This window comes from Chryseobacterium paridis, from assembly GCF_016595215.1.
In the GTDB taxonomy this organism is placed as follows: domain Bacteria; phylum Bacteroidota; class Bacteroidia; order Flavobacteriales; family Weeksellaceae; genus Chryseobacterium; species Chryseobacterium paridis.
In genome coordinates this window covers 246100-265189 of the sequence record NZ_JAENHK010000007.1, presented here as the reverse complement: position 1 = coordinate 265189, position 19090 = coordinate 246100, and the positions used below count along the sequence as shown (strand labels likewise).

The following is a 19090-nucleotide window of genomic DNA, read 5'->3' as shown; positions in this document are numbered from 1 at the left end:
TGTAAAAAATCATGAAAAAAATATTTTTAGTATTAGCAGCATTAACCCTGACTGCATGCGACATAGACCGATCTCCATACAACTCCAAAGAATCTGACGAAATATTAACAGATCCCACAGGATTACAAACCATTACGCTTGGAAACTATGCTCTTTTAAAAGGAGATGCAGACGGAGGTGGTTTTTTCAATAACCTTTACAGAATTGGTGAATATGGAGGTGATAATATCGATATCAGCGGAACCACAACTGATCAGTTTTTCTACTATTATAATTACCGAAGCATTAAAAATAATGGCCGATCCAATACGATCTGGAATGCGGGGTACAAAGCAATTATCGGCTGTAATCGGGTGATTTCAAAAATCTCTGAAGGAAAAGACGCCAATACCGATCAACTGATTGGTGAAAATTATTTCCTTAGGGCTTATGTATACTTCTCACTGGTAAATGTATTTGGAAAACCTTACAGTCAGGGAACAGCAAATCTTGGAGTACCATTAAAGACTTCTGATGACGTGAACGAACTACCTGGTCGGGCAACAGTTGGTGCCATATATGATCAGGTCGTAAGTGACCTTAAAAAGGCCGAACAGCTGATGACCCTTGATAAAAACAATACATATGCCTCTAAAGAAGCAGCCCAGGCACTACTGTCCAGAGTATATCTGTACATGGAAAATAATGATAAAGCAATCGAATATGCTGATAAGGTGATCAATTCAGGGAAGTATTCTCTCTTGTCTAATGCTGAACTACCTTCTTATGCAACCAAGACCCCTGAAACAAATAAAGAAACCATCTTTGCATTCAAATATAACAGAGACGGTGATTATAGTGATGGTTGGTATACCATAGGATCCATGTATGCAACTATTCAAAATGTAGGTTGGGGCGAAATGTATGCATCTTCTTCGTATCTGGATCTCATTAATAAAAATCCACAGGATGCAAGATTGAAATTTATTTCTCCAAAATACATCACTCCTGCTACACCGGTCGCTTATTGGGTACAGCAAGGCACGAATGCTTCAGGAGGAGTAACTTATAATTATAGCTTTCAGAAAACATTTCAGCAAGGTAGCAACACCTATTTTACAATGAATAATATCAATTATCAGGTATTCTCTGAAGTACTCCCTAATAAAACCAATTATTACTTCATTAATTCAGGAGGTAGTAAAACCTATGTCAATTTAGGAAATGATATGGATAAAAGAAATGGATATCCTAAATTTTATATCTTAAAATGTTCTTTGCAGGAAGGTGTTCCCCAATTGTGGTCTCCGGTTATTTTAAGGCTAGCAGAAATATACCTTAACAGAGCTGAAGCATTTGCAAAAAAAGGAAATACAGCTTCTGCACTGGCAGATATTAATACGATCAGAGTAAGAGCTGGAATTCCGGCATACACCTCTGTTCCTGCCGGACAAACTCTTTTAGATACGACTCTTGAAGAAAGAAGACTTGAGCTGGCTTTTGAAGCGCAAAGAAAGTATGATATTTTCAGAAATAAACTAACCCTTAACAGAGAGTATCCAGGTACCCATCTGAGCGGAAACAATCCATTCTATACTGTACCTTATACAAACAACAGAATAATAGAATATATTCCTGAACAACAGATACAAATTCAGCCTAATCTGGTTCAAAATCCAGACTGATTATAATAAATAAAGCTCCGAATTTAAAAATTCGGAGCCTCAATTTAATCACTCGCTACACAATCCGGAAATTAGAATTTCCAGCCGACTGTAAGGAAGAAGTTACTTCTGTTATTTTTTACACTAGAAACAACAGAGGTTGGTGTATTCACATCAAAATCTCCCGAGTAGTATCCTGTTCCATTAGCGGCACTGCCCTGAAGGAACGGGTTATTATATTTTGAACTAACATTCTGGTAAGCTGCATCTACGTAAAAGTTTCCAAAATCATATCCAACACCAGCTCCTATCGTATTTCTTTCACCAAGGATCAGATTACTGTAATTAGTATCTCCGGCAACTCCTGCATTTGAATAAGCATTGATTGTTACAGCATCAAAAGGACTTGAGGCGTAAGAATAACCACCTCTTAATCTAAATGCTTTAATTCTATATTCTGCCCCTACTTTTACTTCTGAGAGGTTTTTGTAGTTATCACTAAAGAAAGAATTCAACTCTCTTTCAGCAGCACCCTGTACTTCGTATTTAGGCTTTGTTAAACCTAAAGTATAGTCTACGTTGATGGCAAAGTTTTTATTAGGAACAAAGGCTCCACTTACAGTTGCCTTCATTGGCGATCTGAAGTTTCTGTCTTCTACATAGTTGTTATATAAAACACCATCATTTCCTATTGAATACTCACGAAAAACTCTGTCTATGTTCCACCATGTTGGTGTCTCAATTGCCGCACCTAATCTAAACTGGTTACTTAACTTTCCAATAACCCCAACTGTCGCTGAAAAACCACTTGATTTTTCAGAGAAGGGAGAATATTGTTTATCAAATGTATTAACAGATCCATCTAAGTTAAGCCCCAACATAGCACTGTCGTATTGATCAATTTCAGCATAGTGCATATTGATACTGGCACCAAGATATAATGAGTTGTTATAATTAGCCCCTACACCCAGATTAAATTTGGTCTGATTTCCATATCTGTTATATGCATGTCCCATATAAGACAGATTTCCTACAACAGCATTTCCACCAGCATCTACCAAATTCTTAGGAATTTTGATATTCGTATTTCCCGGGCTTTCAATATAATCCTCTATAGATTGTGTTGAGAGGTTGGCACCTATGTTAATAAATTTCCATGGAGACTCTGTCATCAATTGAATCGTCGCCACACCTCCGGCATTTCCAAGAGTAAATTTATCAATTTTATAGTCAACTGAAGATCCAGCTATAGAACTTGTATTCTTACTGTTAGAAAGAAATAAAGTCGCAGATACATCTCCTGCTATAGCAACACCCAATCCGGCAGGGTTGGTCATCAATGAAGTAGCATCTCCTCCCAACGCTCCATTAGATCCCGCCATCGCATTGAACTTTGACGAACCTATCATTGGAGTATTAGAGTAAACATCAATGGAGTTCCTGATCGTAGAGACATCCTGCGCCTGTGCAAAATAAGCCACAGAAATACTCATCACTACTAAAGATTTTTTTAACATTATTTTTTGAATAGTTATTAAGTTGAAAATTATCTACCTCCTGATCTGAAACCGCCGCCACCGCCGCCGCCAGATCTAAATCCACCGCCACCACCGGAAGAACCTCCTCTGAATCCGCCACCGCCTGATCCGGAATTAAATCCACCAGATCTGAATCCACTGTCATTTCTGTATCTAGGTTGGCTGTCGTAGTTTGGTCTAGGACTTTGTGTGTTCATATTAGGATTACGGTAACCGGAATTATTATTTCTAAATCCGTTATTGTTACCACTCATATTTCCATTTCTGAATCCTGAATTATTATTTCTGAATCCACCAGTATAATTGCCATTGTTATTTCTGAATCCAGAGCCATTATTGTTGTTTCTGAATCCGGAACCGGCTGAATTATTTCTAAATGCTGAATTGTTAATATTATTTCTATACACGGAACCATTGCTTCCGTTATATCCGTTTAAACCATAACCAAGTCTTCCATTAGCTCCACTTCTTCGGTAATCAGGTCTGTTGTAATATCCATTACCCCAGTATCCGCCTCCCCAGCCCCAGTATGGGTTTCCGTAATAACCACCATAGTAGCCACCACCCCAGAATGGGTCATAAAATCCACCAAATCCGTAGTTCCAGCCCCAAGGATTGCCCCAGCCCCAAGAGCCGCCCCAACCCCATGAACCGCCCCAACCAAAGGACATACCCCAGCCTCGGTTCCAGCCCCAATAAGGGCTATAACCGCCATACCAGCCTCCCCAGCCCCAAGGCGAACCCCAGGAATTGTCGTAGTAGTTGGTTTGACTTCCGGCAAAAGAGCCCCAGTCAGAATCTGTAGCTGTATTGTTCCAAGAGTTTCCTCCCCACGTGCTGTATTTGTTATCCTGATCTTTAGAATTCGTTTCGGCATTTTGGATAACGTTTGAATCCTGGTAGTAATCATAATATTCACCTACCCTGTTTCCTCCATTGATGATCACTCCCTCTGGCAGCGTATCTTTATTGGGATCATAATAGACCCCGTCGGTCTCGCTGTACCCACCCATTTGCGCACCACAAGACATCAGTAGCAATCCACCTGATATTGCTAAAACGCCTTTGGATTTTAGCATACCAAATAAATTTTTATGTATATTTTTTTTCATGATAACGTAAAAATTTTTAATTTAAATTATATTTGCAATGTGTACCAAAAATGTACCAAACATCGGTTAAAAAATCTATCAAAAATAGATTTTTATTTTTAGATAACAATAATGTTAAAAAGTTAAAAAAAAATTAAATAATAATGGCGAAATTAACCGCAAGGAGCGAAGATTACAGCAAGTGGTATAACGAGTTAGTTGTAAAAGCAGATCTGGCTGAAAATTCAGGAGTGCGCGGAAGTATGGTTATTAAACCATATGGATATGCAATCTGGGAGAAAATGCGTGATGAAATGGACAGAAAGTTCAAAGAAACAGGTCACGTTAATGCTTATTTCCCGCTTTTTGTGCCCAAGAGCTTATTTGAGGCTGAAGAAAAAAATGCAGAAGGTTTTGCAAAAGAATGCGCCGTTGTTACTCACTACAGATTAAAAACAGATCCTAATAATCCTCATAAACTAATAGTAGATCCGGATGCTAAGCTGGAGGAAGAACTTATTGTTCGTCCAACTTCAGAAGCGATCATCTGGAACACTTATAAAAGCTGGATCCAATCATACAGAGATCTACCTATCCTGATCAACCAATGGGCCAATGTGGTACGTTGGGAAATGAGAACACGTTTATTCCTGAGAACTTCCGAGTTCTTATGGCAGGAAGGGCATACCGCTCACGCTACTAAAGATGAGGCTATTGAAGAAGCAGAAAAAATGAATAACGTTTATGCAGATTTTGCTGAGAACTTTATGGCAATGCCTGTTGTTCAGGGATTAAAAACTCCATCTGAAAGATTCGCAGGAGCTGATGAAACTTACTGTATAGAAGCATTAATGCAGGATGGGAAAGCCCTTCAGGCTGGAACTTCTCATTTCTTAGGTCAAAACTTTGCAAAAGCATTTGACGTAAAATTCACCAATAAAGAAGGAAAAATTGAACATGCATGGGCTACATCCTGGGGAACATCTACCCGATTGATGGGGGCACTTATTATGACACACTCTGATGACTTCGGATTGGTGTTACCTCCTACCCTTGCTCCAATCCAAGTTGTAATCGTTCCAATCTTCAAAGGAGAGGAACAATTAAACGAAATAAGTGAAGTTGCTTCGGACATCCAGGCTAAATTGAAGGCTAAAGGTATTTCTGTGAAATTTGACAATGATACTCAAAATAAACCAGGTTGGAAATTTGCTGAATATGAACTAAAAGGAGTTCCAATAAGAATTGCCATTGGTCCAAAAGATCTTGAAAACAAATCGGTTGAAATAGCTCGAAGAGATAATCTTACCAAAGAAACCCACTCTCTTGAAGGGTTAGATTCTCATATTGAAGAGTTATTAAAAACAATTCAAAAAGACCTTTACGATAAAGCCTTTAATTTCAGGAAAGATAATCTGACTAAGGTTGATACCTATGAAGAGTTTAAAAAAGTACTGGAAGAAAAAGGTGGCTTTATTTATGCTCACTGGGATGGTACAGCTGAAGAAGAGGAACAAATAAAAGAAGAAACAAAGGCAACAATCCGATGTATTCCTTTGGATGATGATGTTGAAGAGGGAATTTCTCTTGTTTCAGGAAAGCCTTCAAAAAGACGAGTTCTGTTCGCTAAAGCGTATTAATTTTTTTAATCATTTACAAAAAAAACGTTGAAATTCAAATAAATATTTAAAAAAAATGACATTTGGACAGATTTTTGTTTAATTTTATGTCAACATTAATCTAAAAAAATATTTATTATGTCTTTAAACGTTATTGATTTAATTAAAGGACAATTGGGTCCCGCATTAGTTTCTCAGGCTGCTTCACAGTTTGGAGAAAGTGAGTCTGGTATTTCAAAAGCAATTGGCGGGCTATTGCCTGCAGTTGTGGGTGGATTAGCTAATAATGCTGATAATCCTGGTGTTTTAGATGCAATTTCCGGAGCTTCATCTAGTGGAATTTTAAGTAATTTATTAGGTGGTTCTTCAAATAATTCTGTAATCACAGGCCTATTATCCTCCATATTTGGTGACAAGGTTAGTGGCTTAGTCAATTCTATTGCTACTTTTGCTGGAATTAGTAATAATTCCTCCAGCTCTTTGCTCAACTTAGTAACAGGGGCAACAGTAGGTACAGTAGGAAAATACGCAGCTGATAATAACTTGGGCCAATCTGGAATTTCAAGTTTATTAAATGACCAAAAAGGCATTGTTTCTTCTTTATTACCAGCAGGACTTTCTTTAGCTTCTTTTGGCTTGGGAGCAGAAAACTGGTTTGGTCAGGCTAAAGAAACGGTTTCATCAGTTACCTCTACAGCCAAAGATAACATCGCTGAAGGTGTTGCTACAGCCAAAGAAAGTGTATCAGAGGGAACAAGAGAAATAAAAGAACAATTTAACAATAATAACAACAACAATCAAGGTGGAGGGTCAATCTGGAAATGGTTACTTCCACTTTTATTATTGATTGCTGCAGGATATTTCTTATGGAAGCAATGTGAGAAAAAAGAAACGACTACCACAACAATGGGAGCAGATTCTACTGGAACACATTCTGATACCGCTACAGCAGTATCTCCTACAGATACAGCAGCAACAGTGGCTGCGCCTGCAAAAGTTGATGAGAACATTGACCTGAATGGTACTGCTCTTAAGGGTTATAAAGGAGGAATGGAAGACAAAATGATTGCATTCTTAAAATCTGGTGGATATAAAAATGCTGCTGACGATGCTGCATTGAAAACTACCTGGTATGACTTTGACCATGTCAACTTCAAAATGGGAAGCTCTACTGAATTAGAAGCAGGTTCTCAAGGACAGTTAGAAAACCTGGTGGCTATTTTAAAAGCTTTCCCGGAAGCAAAAATTAAGATTGGAGGATATACTGATAAAACAGGTAATGAAGCTTCCAACGTAAAACTTTCTGCTGCAAGAGCTAATTATATTAAAGATTGGCTAGGAAAACAAAATCTTGGAGCACAAGTAATAGGAGCTGATGGATACGGAAGTAAATTTGCTACAGTAGATGCTAAAGCTTCTGATGCAGAAAGAGCCGTAGACAGAAAAATGTCTATCAGATTCGCAAAATAATCTAAAAGAATACATTACACATAAATCCCGAAAGTTTTTTTCGGGATTTTTTTGTCATTAAGTTTTCTATTTTCATTTATTTAATTAAATTTGTTAGTCATTTCTAACATTTATGAATTTAAATACAAAGGCGCCTTGGCGAAAAGATAAAACACTCCATTCATTACCAGAAGTATACTCATCCATAAAAGTCCCAAAAAATGGTTCTTTTTGGAGGAAATATCTTGCATTTGCCGGACCTGGTTTAATGATTGCCGTAGGATATATGGATCCTGGAAATTGGGCCACTGACATTGCAGGTGGTGCACAGTTTGGCTATACCTTACTTTCAGTTATACTCATCTCTAATATTTTTGCAATGGTTTTACAGCATTTATCTGTAAAATTAGGTGTAGCAACGGAAAGAGATCTTGCACAGGCCTGTAGGGATCATTTTAATCCTACCACTAATTTTATTTTATGGATACTTTGTGAAATTGCTATCGCAGCTTGTGATCTCGCGGAAGTCATAGGTTCAGCAATTGCTCTTAACCTGCTTTTCCATATTCCATTGACCTGGGGTATTGTGATCACTACAGTAGATGTATTACTTATTCTCTTGCTACAAGCAAAAGGATTCAGATGGATAGAGAGTATTGTAGGTGGGCTTATCTTTATTATCCTTGCTTGTTTCGTTTATGAAATTGTCATTTCCAAACCTGCAATTAATGAAATGTTAGGAGGACTGATTCCTCAAAAGGAAATCATTCAAAATCCTGCCATGCTCTATATCGCGATCGGAATCCTGGGAGCAACCGTAATGCCTCACAATCTTTATCTACACAGCAGTATTGTACAAACAAGAGATTATACCCGTGATAAAGAAGGTAAAAAAGAGGCTATAAAATTTGCTACACTAGATAGTACTATTTCTCTAATGCTCGCTTTTTTCATTAATGCTGCTATTCTGATTCTTGCTGCTGCTACTTTCCATATTACCGGAAATAAACATGTTGCAGATATCCATGATGCTTATAAAATGCTTACCCCTATTCTGGGAGCCTCTATGGCAAGTATTGCTTTCGCAATCGCTTTATTGGCTTCGGGTCAAAATTCTACATTAACAGGAACTTTAGCAGGACAAATTGTAATGGAAGGCTTTTTAAATATCAGATTAAAACCCTGGTTGAGAAGATTAATAACCAGACTTATTGCAGTGATTCCAGCTTTAATAGTAGCCATCCTGTATGGTGAAAAGGGAACAACAGACCTATTGGTTTTAAGCCAGGTCATATTATCTATGCAACTCAGCTTTGCTGTAGTCCCTCTCGTTATGTTCACCAATGATAAAGCTAAAATGGGCGATTTCGTCAATAAACCATTCATGAAGATCTGTGTTTGGGCTATTTCTATCATCATTATTATTCTGAATGTTTATTTATTGTATCAGACATTTTCAGGCAAATAATTTTTTCTGCCTTAATGTCCATATTTGCTATTTGGCAGAATCTTTGACAAACAACTCTGTAAAATAGTTATTGAATATGGAAAATCAGGATATCAACGAAGAAAACATCAATAAGCAACAAGAAGACAATATTCAGAATGAAAATACTTCTGAAGAAAATGTGACAAATACTCCAACTGCAGAAGAACTTTTGTCAGAAGAAAAAGACCGTTATATTCGTCTTTATGCTGAATTTGAAAATTATAAAAAGAGAACTTCAAAAGAGAAAATGGAGTTTTTCCAGTACGCAAACCAGGATATGATGGTTTCTATGCTTGGAGTATTGGATGATTTCGAAAGAGCATTAAAAGAAATTGCTAAAAATGGAAATGCAGCAGACTTACAAGGTGTTGAACTTATCTATCAAAAATTCAAAAATAAACTTACTGAAAAAGGACTGAAAACAATGGAGGTAAGAGCTGGAGATTCATTTAATGTAGATCTTCACGAAGCAATTACTCAAATTCCTGCTCCATCTGATGATCTGAAAGGTAAAATCGTAGATGTTATCGAAACAGGTTATATGTTAGGTGATAAAGTAATTCGTTTTGCTAAAGTAGTAACAGGAAACTAATATTAATAAATGATAAATGGTGAGTGGTAATTGATCTATTTCACTTTATACACTCTGAATATCTATTGTCATTTATCTAATCAATTATACAATTGTCATGTCAAAAAGAGATTATTACGAGGTTCTTGAGATAAGCAAATCTGCTTCAGCCGACGAAATAAAGAAAGCATACCGTAAAATGGCTATCAAATTTCACCCAGATAAAAATCCGGGTGATACAGCGGCCGAGGAAAAATTCAAAGAAGCTGCTGAAGCTTACGAAATACTAAGCGACGACCAAAAACGTGCAAGATATGACCAATACGGTCACGCAGGTGTTGGTGGAAATGGCGGATTCGGAGGTGGCGGATTCGGAGGCGGAATGAATATGGAAGATATTTTCAGTCAGTTTGGAGATATTTTCGGTGGTCATTTCGGTGGCGGAGGTTTCGGCGGAGGCGGAGGACGTCAGCAGGTGAAAGGTTCTAATTTAAGAATCAGAATCAAGCTGAACCTTGAAGAAATGGTGAATGGAACCCAAAAGACTCTTAAAGTAAAAAAAATGAAGATGGCAGAAGGTGCCACTTCAAAAACATGTCCTACATGTAACGGATCCGGAGTTCAGCTGAAAGTAATGAACACCATGTTCGGACAAATGCAGACTCAAACAACTTGCGGAACTTGTCAGGGTATCGGAAAGGTTGCCGATAAAATTCCGGCAGGAGCTAACGCACAAGGTTTAATAAAAGACGAAGAGGAAATTACCATCAACATTCCGGCAGGAGCAAGAGATGGGATTCAGCTTAACGTAAGAGGAAAAGGTAATGATGCTCCTTTTGGAGGTATTGCAGGAGATCTACTTGTAATCGTAGAAGAGGAAGTGGATAAAACAATTAAAAGAGAGGGGGATAACCTTCATCAGGAATTGTATATCTCCTTTGCAGAGGCTGCATTGGGAACTAAAAAAGAAGTACCTACAGTAGGTGGAAAAGTAAAGATCACCGTTGACCCTGGAACACAATCTGGAAAAATCTTAAGATTGGCAGGAAAAGGTTTACCAAGCATCGATAGCTATGGTAAAGGTGATATGTTTATACACATCAACGTATGGACACCACAAAAACTAACGAAAGATCAGAAAGACTTTTTCGAAAAGCAAATGTCCAGCGGAGAAATGGTTGCAGAACCTTCCGGAAAGGAAAAAACGTTCTTTGATAAAGTAAAAGATTTATTCAACTAAATATATAAAAGGGGTTCTTTACGGAATCCCTTTTTTTATTAATGTAGCTTATATTATTTTAGTAAGCAAATAAATTACCTTGAAAAAAATAACTACTTTATTTTTACTCCTATTAACTTTGATTATTTCTTGTAAGGAGGAAAAAAGAAAACTGATTATTGAGAATAATAAAATGGAGATTAAAAAATATAGTTTGCCAAATGATGAATTCCGAGAGAAAGTATTATATAAAATACGACATGAAAATGATAAAAAGAAATTCATTACGCTCTTGAATTCTTTAGATAAAAAAAATTTAAGCTTTTGTGACTTTGTAAAAAGAGAATTTGAAATAGATGACTCATGTTATTCCATTGCATTAAAGAGATACCCCAAGCCCGAAATGCAAATTGATTTCATGAAAGCTCATGACGAAGTGTATGATATAGCTCAAAAAAAAATTTTGAACCAAATTGAATTCTCTAATAGAGATGCTAATTTTCTCACGATAGCTTATTCCTTTGATCAAAACATAAAAAATTTCTGTGGCAAATATTAATTATTGCTTTAAAACATTGAAGTTCATTAAAAACTCATTTATGCAGAAAAGTTAAACTTGCATTTATCAATGGACTGAAAATTACAGACAACTAACCAAACGTTTCCTACAACAGATACTTTAGTTTCCGGTTAGCCAATACAAGAATAAAACTGGAAATCAACACTATGATAATAAAAATGGGAATTTCGAATGGATAATACTTGTCCAACACCCACTTCATGATCAATGGATGTATAACATAAATCGCTGTGGAAAGGCTTGCTAAAAGCTTAGTATCTACCATCACAGAAAGATTTTTACAATAGATAAACAGTACGGGACAAGCAATTAACAGAGAAAATAATAAATCAATATTCTCCCTTGAATTGATCATTTTATAGTTGAAAAGCGATTCTAAAGCAACAGACCCCATTGCAATAACCACATCTATCAAGGAAAACTTGTACTTCCTATCAAGATTCAGTTTATTGATCAGGTATCCAATAGTCAAAAAAGGAAAGCATACTAAGAGAAAGTTCCTGTATGATGGAAAAAGGTTGATCACCGAATCGGTTTCATATTCAAAATAATGGAGGTTTCCTAAAGTCTGTATTCCATATCCCAGGCTAAATAATAAAACAGCAAGCCCTGCTAATAAATTAACAGATATTTTCCTCATAAAAAACAAAATAATCCCGGAAAAGAAGGTTCCGATCAGGTACCATAAATGATGATAACCAAATATAATATTCATCCACGCATCTCCTTCTTTCCAAAAAGGTATATAAATAATGGACCAGATCAAATACAGTATGAATATCCTTATTAACCACTTCTTCAGTTTATTCTTATCATCAACATAATAAAAATAATAGCCCGTAATAACTAAAAAGGTAGGTACGGCCATTCTGAAAATTCCATTAACAAGCACAAAGCTTAAAACAGGATAAGAGTCCCGAAGAAGATGCATGTGCAGGAAAACAACGAAGAATGCAAGGATAATTTTTAATATATCAATCGACAGGTTTCTCATAACATCAATAAACCGGATACACTACCATATGTAATTATACTGAATCGTTTTGTTTGATATTTTCAATTTCAGAGGTTGAATTTCCTTTAACTATTTACGAATTGCCAGTGTATAAATCTTTTTGCCTATCGTAAAAAGAGCTACTGCAAGCAATCCTCCACTCAACCCCAAAACAAGATCTTTAAGAGCAGAAGGCCACGTAGGCAGGAAATGATGTAAATAAGATATATTATGGGCAAAAATACCACCTGAAACCAGAATCAGAGCTATCGTTCCAACAATTGCCAATATTTTAATAATCACAGGCAAAGCTTTTACTAATAAATGCCCCAATTTAGAAAAAAACCCTTTATCGTTACTCTTTTTGATCAGTTTAAAACCGGCATCATCCATCCTTACAATCAGAGCCACAATACCATATACTCCTATTGTTGCCAAAAATGAAACAAGACTTACTGTAATGATTTGTGTTAATAGTGGGTGCTGCTCCTCCAGAACTGTTCCTAGAGCAATAATAACAATCTCTATGGAAAGGATAAAGTCCGTAGTAATTGCAGACCTTATTTTTGATTTCTCAGAATTGCCTTCATCTTCATCTATTACACTCTCTTCTACTACTTCATGCCCTTTTTTGTCGCGGTGGAATAAAAATTCAATAATCTTTTCTACCCCTTCAAATGCAAGATAAAAACCTCCTAAAACCAATATGATCTCTATGGCCGGTTTATATAGCCAATGAAGCAAGAATGCAATGGGAAGTATAATCAGTTTATTAATAAATGATCCTTTTGTGATCGCCCATAAAACGGGTATTTCACGCGAAGAAATAAAACCTGTGGCTTTTTCTGCATTTACAGCTAAATCATCCCCTAAGATCCCCGCCGTTTTTTGGGTAGCTATTTTACTTGTTACAGCTACATCATCCATTAAAGCAGCAAGATCATCTAAAATTGCAAAAAAACCAGATGCCATATTTTTCGTTATTATTTATCAGCAAAAATAACTATTTAATTCTATTTCTCATTTTCTTTTAAAATCATTTTAGCAGAGAAAAAAAACCAGAATAAAAAATGGAATATTAAACATCCAGCATTATTTTTTTCGTATCCAATTATCTTCCCATATTTGTATTCTCAACAGGATAATTTTATACTATGACGGCAACAGAAAATTGGGAAAAGGATCTGCAATCTATTTGGCAGCAATTAGGAAAAATAGACAATGAGGATTTTATCCAGCAAATAAAAGATCATACAGGTCAGCTCTTAGACTCAAAAGCTATCGCTGATTTTGAAATGGCATGCGCATTTGACTCAACAGGAAACGAAATAGAAGCCGAACCATTGTACAGATCAGCATTAGAGCTTGGATTATCGGGATTACGAAGAAGGAGAGCCAGAATTCAGTTGTCCAGCACTTTAAGAAACAATGGTAAAATTGAAGAAAGCATCCGGATTCTTAGGGAAGAAAAATCAAATCAATCAGATGAATTGGATGATGCTGTTGACTCCTTTTTAGCACTTTCTCTTTATTCAGCAGGAGAAAACAAAGAGGCATTATCTTTAACTTTAAAAGCATTATCCCGGCATCTTCCAAGGTACAACAACTCATTGTACAGATATGCTGAAAATTTAGAAACACACCAAAAATGAATCCGATAACAACCGATCTTGAGCTAAGTCTTATTTCATACTTTACAAACATTGAACATGATGATCTGAAAACAATTGTGTCTTTCTTCAAACCAGAAGTGATCAAGAAAAATCAGTTTTTCCTAACAGCTGGAAAGAAAAGCACAAAACTGAGTTTTATCCAGTCCGGATTTCTAAGAATTTTTTGTGAAACAGAAAAGAAGGAAATTACACAGTGGATCTCCACAAAAGGTCATTTTGTAACAGATCTATCAAGCTTTATGTCTGATATTCCGGCACGTTGGACAATTCAGGCGCTTACTGATACTCAATTGTATACGATCGACAAAAGCGATTATGAAAAACTACAGGATCGTGTTCCCAAGTGGCAGATTCTGGAAAAAGCATTTATTGTTCATTGTTTTACTACGATGGAAACCAGGATCTATAGTCATTTATCAATGACTGCTGAAGAAAGATACAGATGTTTTTTTAATGAAAATCCTAAATTATTTAATCAGATTCCTTTACAGTACATCGCATCAATGCTTGGGATGACCTCAGAAACTTTCAGCAGGATAAGAAATAAAATAGCAACTGGAAATCCTTGATTTTTATCAAGTGGATCTATTGTATTCTGAACGACCTTTGTCCTTATAAATCATTTTTATCATGTCAAAGAAAATTGAAACAGAAATTACGATTCATGCAAGCCCCGAAAAAATATGGGAGATACTGACTGATTTTAAAAAATTTCCAGATTGGAATCCATTTATTACCGATATTCAGGGAGCAATAGAAGAAGGCAATCGGATACAAGTCAAAATTGAACCACAAAAAGGAAAAGGAATGACCTTCAAACCAGTAATCATATCAAAAAAAGATAATAGAGAGTTGGCATGGTTAGGTACATTATTATTCAAGGGATTATTTGATGGGGAGCATAGGTTTGAACTGATCGATAATAACAACGGTACAACAAGATTTGTTCAATCAGAGAAATTCTCAGGACTTCTCGTTCCTTTTTTTAATTTTGATGGTACTGCTACCGGATTCAATGCCATGAATCAGAAATTGAAAGAACTGGCAGAGCAAAGCTGATAGATTACAGGAATCTACGATCCTTACAATCCCCATATTTTCCTTACATTTGATCTATGAAAAAGCTCATACTCAGATATCATTTTTTTATTCTAGGGTGTATTGGCTTTTTATTAAATTCATGTAATACAAGATTCAGAGTTTGGGTGGGGGATAACAATCAGCAGAAAATTTACAATTTAAAGTACGGCGAACATAAAAGACAAAAGATGGATGTTTTTCTTCCATCTGTTTATTCTGAGAATTCTCCTGTAGTACTTATTGTGCATGGTGGAGCATGGAAGTATGGAAGAAAGGAACATATGATCCAGATCCAGAAAATGCTTTTTAAAAATAATGTTCCGAGCATTAACATTAATTACAGACTGGTTTCAAAATCTAAGAAAATCACCTACAGGGAGCAGCTGGAAGACATTAGCCTGGTTATTGAGAAATTTAATTCTTTAGCTGAAAAAGCACAACTGCAACCTGATAATTATATTATTTTAGGAGAAAGTGCTGGTGGTCACTTGGCACTATTGTATGGGTATCAAAACCCTGATCAGATTAAAAAAATTATTTCTTTAAGTGGCCCTACCGATTTTTATTCTTCTGAATTTTTACAATCATTTTATTCCAAATATACTTCACCAACGATACAAAAAGTTGTAGGAGTAAAATTTGAGCGTAATAATCTATCTGAGGAGTTTAAAAAGGCAAGCCCTATCGCAAATATTACGAATGTACCGACTCTGATATTTCAGGGGAACCAGGATTTCCTGGTCAATAAAAACCAAGGTCTGGCATTAGATTCTGCTTTAGCCAACCAAAACGTTATACATAAACTTGTTTTCATGAAAAATACAGGTCATGCTCCAAGGTTTTTCAGTAAACATAAAAGAGACAGTATTATTTATCCTAATATTCTGGAGTGGATAAAAAAATAACCTACTAAAAAAGCAGGTTACTATATTTTATATTCACTATAATTTTATTCAGTTGAATTATCTTCATACTTAGAATGATCCTCTTTCTTTCCAAATAGAAACTTAATAATAATCGGAAGCGTTGTAACAAGGACAATAACAATAATGATCAATTCAAGTTTTTCCTTAAGGTTGATTCCAAATTGCTCCTGGAATAATTTATCCAGATAGTGACCTGCAAAAATCAGGATAAATGACCACAGTACAGCACCGATCACATTATCCCTTAAAAACTCTTTTTTGTCCATCTTTACAATTCCGGCAACGATAGGCGTAAAAGTTCTTACAACAGGTAAGAATCTGGCCATAATAATGGCTAAAGCACCATGCTTTTCAAAAAAGTCATGAGCCTGGTACAAATATTTTTTCTTGAATAAGAAAGTATCCTGCTTCTTATATAAAGCCGGGCCAGCTTTCACTCCAAAGTAATATCCTACTTCATTACCAACAATAGCAGCAAAAGCAACAGAAGTCGCTAGAATCGTTGTATCTAAAAGATCACTCCCTGTGGAGCCAAAAGTCTCTTTGATGATTTCAACGGCATAAATTCCTGAAACAAACAATAAAGAGTCTCCTGGTAAAAAAAATCCTACAAAAAGACCAGTTTCAGCAAAAATAATAAATAGAATAAGCCAAAACCCACCCATTTTTATATAAAATTCTGGGTTTAATAAATCTTTCCAGCTATTGAAATCTTCCATACATATTGATAAGTAACAAAAATAGGTCTAAAAACTCTGAATAGGAAATTAATTATAAGATTTTAACTAAAAAACTAAAATAATATTTTACAGGTCCAGATCATCATCAGAAACTGCCGTTCCATCGGCCATTAGAAATGCTTTCAGGAATGGAGTAAGATTTCCGTTCATCACAGAATCCACATCAGAAGTTTCATGTCCGGAACGTACATCTTTTACCAGTTTATAAGGATGCATAACGTAATTTCTGATCTGACTTCCCCACTCGATTTTCATTTTATTAGATTCTATTTCATTTCGGGCTTTCATACGCTCTTCAAGCTCCATTTCATATAATCTTGAACGAAGTAATTGCATCGCTTTTTCTTTGTTCTGAAGCTGCGAACGAGATTCCGAATTCTCTATAATGATTCCTGTAGGTGCGTGACGAAGACGTACGGCTGTTTCCACCTTGTTTACGTTCTGTCCTCCTGCTCCCGAGCTTCGCATGGTTTCAAATGAAATATCTGCAGGATTGATATTAATTTCAATGGTATCATCTACCAATGGGTATACATATACAGAAACGAAACTCGTATGTCTTTTTGCATTACTATCAAAAGGCGAAATTCTAACCAATCTATGAACTCCGTTCTCCCCTTTAAGATATCCAAAAGCGTATTCACCATCCATTTCCAGGGTAACTGTTTTCACTCCTGCTACATCCCCTTCCTGGTAGTTTAATTCACGGATCTTATACCCTTGTTTTTCTGCCCACATAGTATACATCCTCATCAACATGGCAGCCCAATCGCAACTTTCAGTACCTCCGGCTCCTGCAGTGATCTGTATAACTGCTGAAAGTTCATCACCTTCATTAGAAAGCATGTTCTTGAATTCAAGATCTTCAATTTTTTCTACCAGCTTAGGAAATACTTCATCCAATTCTTTTTCAGAATCCGGATCTTCTTTTGCGAATTCCATTAAAACCTGTAGATCATCAAACTGAGTAGTAATCTCTTCATAATCTTCTACCCATCTTTTCTTGGAACGAAGCTGCTTTAAAAAAGCCTCAGCTTCTTTTGGATTATCCCAAAATTCAGGGGCTGCAGTTTTCTCATCGTCATTGGAAATTTCTATTTTCTTCTTTTCAATCTGAAGGTATTTATGGAGATCTTCAATTCTGGCTTGAACATCTTTTATATGGTCGTTATTAATCACGAAATTTTCTTTTGTGCAAAAATAAGGATAAAAGTGGGATTAGGAGTTATAAGTTGAAAGTTGAAAATGGAAAGTTGAGAGTTGAGAGTTGAAGGTTGGAAATTACAGATTAAAGTATGTAACAAGAAAAATTTCTTTTTTCCATTTTCCTCTTTCCACTTTCAATTTTCAATTTTAGCAATAATTATCGAATCAAGTCTGCTACGATCTCTCCTATTTTCGGAGCCAGTGCAACCCCCATTCCAGAGAGTCTTACAGCGCAAAACTGTCTTGCTGATAGTTGTTTTACAATCGGAGTTTTTTCAGATCCCATTGCCATAATTCCCGACCAGCGTAATGAAACTTTAAAATCCCGATTGGGTAAAATTACTTCTTTTAGGAAATTTTCAAGGTGAAGTTGTAAAAATTCTGTTGTTTCAAAATCTGTTGTTTCTTCTGTTTTAAAATCCTGATTTCTTCCACCACCAAATAAAATCCGATTTCCCAGGTTTCTGAAATAGTAAAACCCCTCATCATAGTGGAAGGTTCCTTTTAATTTTAAATTTTGAATAGGTTCTGTCAGTAAAATCTGGCCTCGTGCTGGAATTATTTCTTCACTTTCCAAAAATTTTGAGCTAAAAGCATTGGTACAATGAATAAGCTGATCTGCCTGAATGGATAGTGAATCCGAAAGTTGGACAGAAACTCCATCCGTATTTTCAGTTGTATCCACTACTTCCTTCCCGAAAATAAATTCAATTTTGAGATCATGACACTTTTCAAGGAGTTTCTGTAAAAGTTTTCCTGAATGTAGGCTTCCTTCACATGGGTTTTCAATAAGAAAGTCAGATTTTCCTAAACCAAATTCATGAATTCTGTTTTGTTGTAAAGAATAGGTATTTGGAATTCCTGTAATGGAAATAAGTTTTTCATTGACTTCCTCCATTTTTTGTAAAGGCTCATCATTATTTAAAATCTCAAAACCACCACTCAACTCAAAATCAATTTCTGAGTTTTTAAAATAATTCTGAATTTTCTGAAGTCCCTCAAACCTCATCTGAACCAATTCCAGAGTTTTATCCCAGCCCATTTTATTTTGATCTGAAATAATCTCTGTTAAACTTCCAAAACAGGCGAAACCGGCATTCCTTGTCGAAGCACCTAAAGGAATTGAATTCCTTTCAATGATGAGTACAGATCGATCAGGATATTTCTCTTTAATGGAAATAGCAGTCCAAAGCCCGGTAAAACCGGCTCCAATAATAATGACATCCCTTTTTCTGTAAAAGGTTTCAAGTTCCCAAATACTTGGACTCATCA

At 36.0% G+C, this 19090-nt stretch carries 18 protein-coding genes; 11 read left to right on the top strand and 7 right to left on the bottom strand.

The features are described 5' to 3' along the window. Positions 1 to 11 precede the first annotated feature (11 nt). A complete protein-coding gene (locus JHL15_RS08120) occupies positions 12 to 1664 on the top strand; it encodes a RagB/SusD family nutrient uptake outer membrane protein (protein ID WP_200244884.1) in 1653 nt (550 codons plus the stop codon). A 71-nt stretch (positions 1665 to 1735) separates the two neighbouring features. Here the strand turns inward: JHL15_RS08120 and JHL15_RS08115 are convergent, their stop codons facing one another. Beyond that, positions 1736 to 3160 (bottom strand): OmpP1/FadL family transporter, encoded by a 1425-nt coding sequence (locus JHL15_RS08115; protein ID WP_200244883.1) that lies wholly within the window; start codon positions 3158 to 3160, stop codon positions 1736 to 1738. 29 nt (positions 3161 to 3189) lie between these two features. Beyond that, positions 3190 to 4260 (bottom strand): prolyl-tRNA synthetase, encoded by a 1071-nt coding sequence (locus JHL15_RS21340; protein WP_317193024.1) that lies wholly within the window; start codon positions 4258 to 4260, stop codon positions 3190 to 3192. A gap of 176 nt (positions 4261 to 4436) precedes the next feature. On the opposite strand from JHL15_RS21340, the gene proS reads away from it, so the two are divergent. The 6 genes from proS (at position 4437) to JHL15_RS08080 (ending at position 11178) form a co-directional block, all read left to right on the top strand. Further along, a complete protein-coding gene (gene proS, locus JHL15_RS08105; protein ID WP_200244881.1) occupies positions 4437 to 5912 on the top strand; it encodes a proline--tRNA ligase in 1476 nt (491 codons plus the stop codon). A gap of 117 nt (positions 5913 to 6029) precedes the next feature. Next, entirely contained in the window at positions 6030 to 7361 is a 1332-nt protein-coding gene (locus JHL15_RS08100) for an OmpA family protein (protein ID WP_200244879.1), read from the top strand. A 112-nt stretch (positions 7362 to 7473) separates the two neighbouring features. Continuing rightward, entirely contained in the window at positions 7474 to 8808 is a 1335-nt protein-coding gene (locus JHL15_RS08095; RefSeq protein ID WP_200244877.1) for an Nramp family divalent metal transporter, read from the top strand. A gap of 76 nt (positions 8809 to 8884) precedes the next feature. Further along, the gene (locus JHL15_RS08090) at positions 8885 to 9421 is read left to right on the top strand and encodes a nucleotide exchange factor GrpE (protein ID WP_200244875.1); all 537 of its coding nucleotides are present in this window, start codon (positions 8885 to 8887) and stop codon (positions 9419 to 9421) included. A gap of 97 nt (positions 9422 to 9518) precedes the next feature. Next, positions 9519 to 10640 (top strand): molecular chaperone DnaJ, encoded by a 1122-nt coding sequence (dnaJ, locus tag JHL15_RS08085; protein WP_200244874.1) that lies wholly within the window; start codon positions 9519 to 9521, stop codon positions 10638 to 10640. A 79-nt stretch (positions 10641 to 10719) separates the two neighbouring features. Beyond that, positions 10720 to 11178: a hypothetical protein gene (locus JHL15_RS08080; RefSeq protein WP_200244873.1), complete on the top strand. Its 459-nt coding sequence runs from the start codon at positions 10720 to 10722 to the stop codon at positions 11176 to 11178. Positions 11179 to 11284: 106 nt separating this feature from the next. Here JHL15_RS08080 and JHL15_RS08075 read toward each other — a convergent pair whose 3' ends face one another. Beyond that, a complete protein-coding gene (locus JHL15_RS08075; protein ID WP_200244871.1) occupies positions 11285 to 12193 on the bottom strand; it encodes an acyltransferase family protein in 909 nt (302 codons plus the stop codon). 90 nt (positions 12194 to 12283) lie between these two features. Beyond that, the gene (locus tag JHL15_RS08070; protein WP_200244870.1) at positions 12284 to 13165 is read right to left on the bottom strand and encodes a DUF808 family protein; all 882 of its coding nucleotides are present in this window, start codon (positions 13163 to 13165) and stop codon (positions 12284 to 12286) included. Between the two features lie 182 nt (positions 13166 to 13347). On the opposite strand from JHL15_RS08070, the gene JHL15_RS08065 reads away from it, so the two are divergent. The 4 genes from JHL15_RS08065 (at position 13348) to JHL15_RS08050 (ending at position 15851) form a co-directional block, all read left to right on the top strand. Further along, the gene (locus JHL15_RS08065) at positions 13348 to 13845 is read left to right on the top strand and encodes a tetratricopeptide repeat protein (RefSeq protein WP_200244869.1); all 498 of its coding nucleotides are present in this window, start codon (positions 13348 to 13350) and stop codon (positions 13843 to 13845) included. Beyond that, on the top strand, positions 13842 to 14435 hold the full coding sequence (locus tag JHL15_RS08060; protein ID WP_200244868.1) for a Crp/Fnr family transcriptional regulator: 594 nt from the start codon (positions 13842 to 13844) through the stop codon (positions 14433 to 14435). The genes JHL15_RS08065 and JHL15_RS08060 overlap by 4 nt, the downstream gene beginning before the upstream one ends. 61 nt (positions 14436 to 14496) lie before the next feature. Further along, positions 14497 to 14925, top strand: a complete 429-nt coding sequence (locus JHL15_RS08055; RefSeq protein ID WP_200244867.1) for an SRPBCC domain-containing protein — start codon at positions 14497 to 14499, stop codon at positions 14923 to 14925. Positions 14926 to 14981: 56 nt separating this feature from the next. Continuing rightward, a complete protein-coding gene (locus JHL15_RS08050) occupies positions 14982 to 15851 on the top strand; it encodes an alpha/beta hydrolase (protein ID WP_200244866.1) in 870 nt (289 codons plus the stop codon). Positions 15852 to 15895: 44 nt separating this feature from the next. Here JHL15_RS08050 and JHL15_RS08045 read toward each other — a convergent pair whose 3' ends face one another. The 3 genes from JHL15_RS08045 to JHL15_RS08035 all read right to left on the bottom strand — a co-directional run bounded on the left by JHL15_RS08045 (position 15896) and on the right by JHL15_RS08035 (position 19088). Further along, positions 15896 to 16591 (bottom strand): DedA family protein, encoded by a 696-nt coding sequence (locus JHL15_RS08045; protein WP_200244865.1) that lies wholly within the window; start codon positions 16589 to 16591, stop codon positions 15896 to 15898. Between the two features lie 87 nt (positions 16592 to 16678). Next, positions 16679 to 17791 (bottom strand): peptide chain release factor 2, encoded by a 1113-nt coding sequence (gene prfB / locus JHL15_RS08040; RefSeq protein ID WP_200244864.1) that lies wholly within the window; start codon positions 17789 to 17791, stop codon positions 16679 to 16681. A 184-nt stretch (positions 17792 to 17975) separates the two neighbouring features. Further along, entirely contained in the window at positions 17976 to 19088 is a 1113-nt protein-coding gene (locus JHL15_RS08035; protein ID WP_200244863.1) for an NAD(P)/FAD-dependent oxidoreductase, read from the bottom strand. Positions 19089 to 19090: the final 2 nt, after the last annotated feature.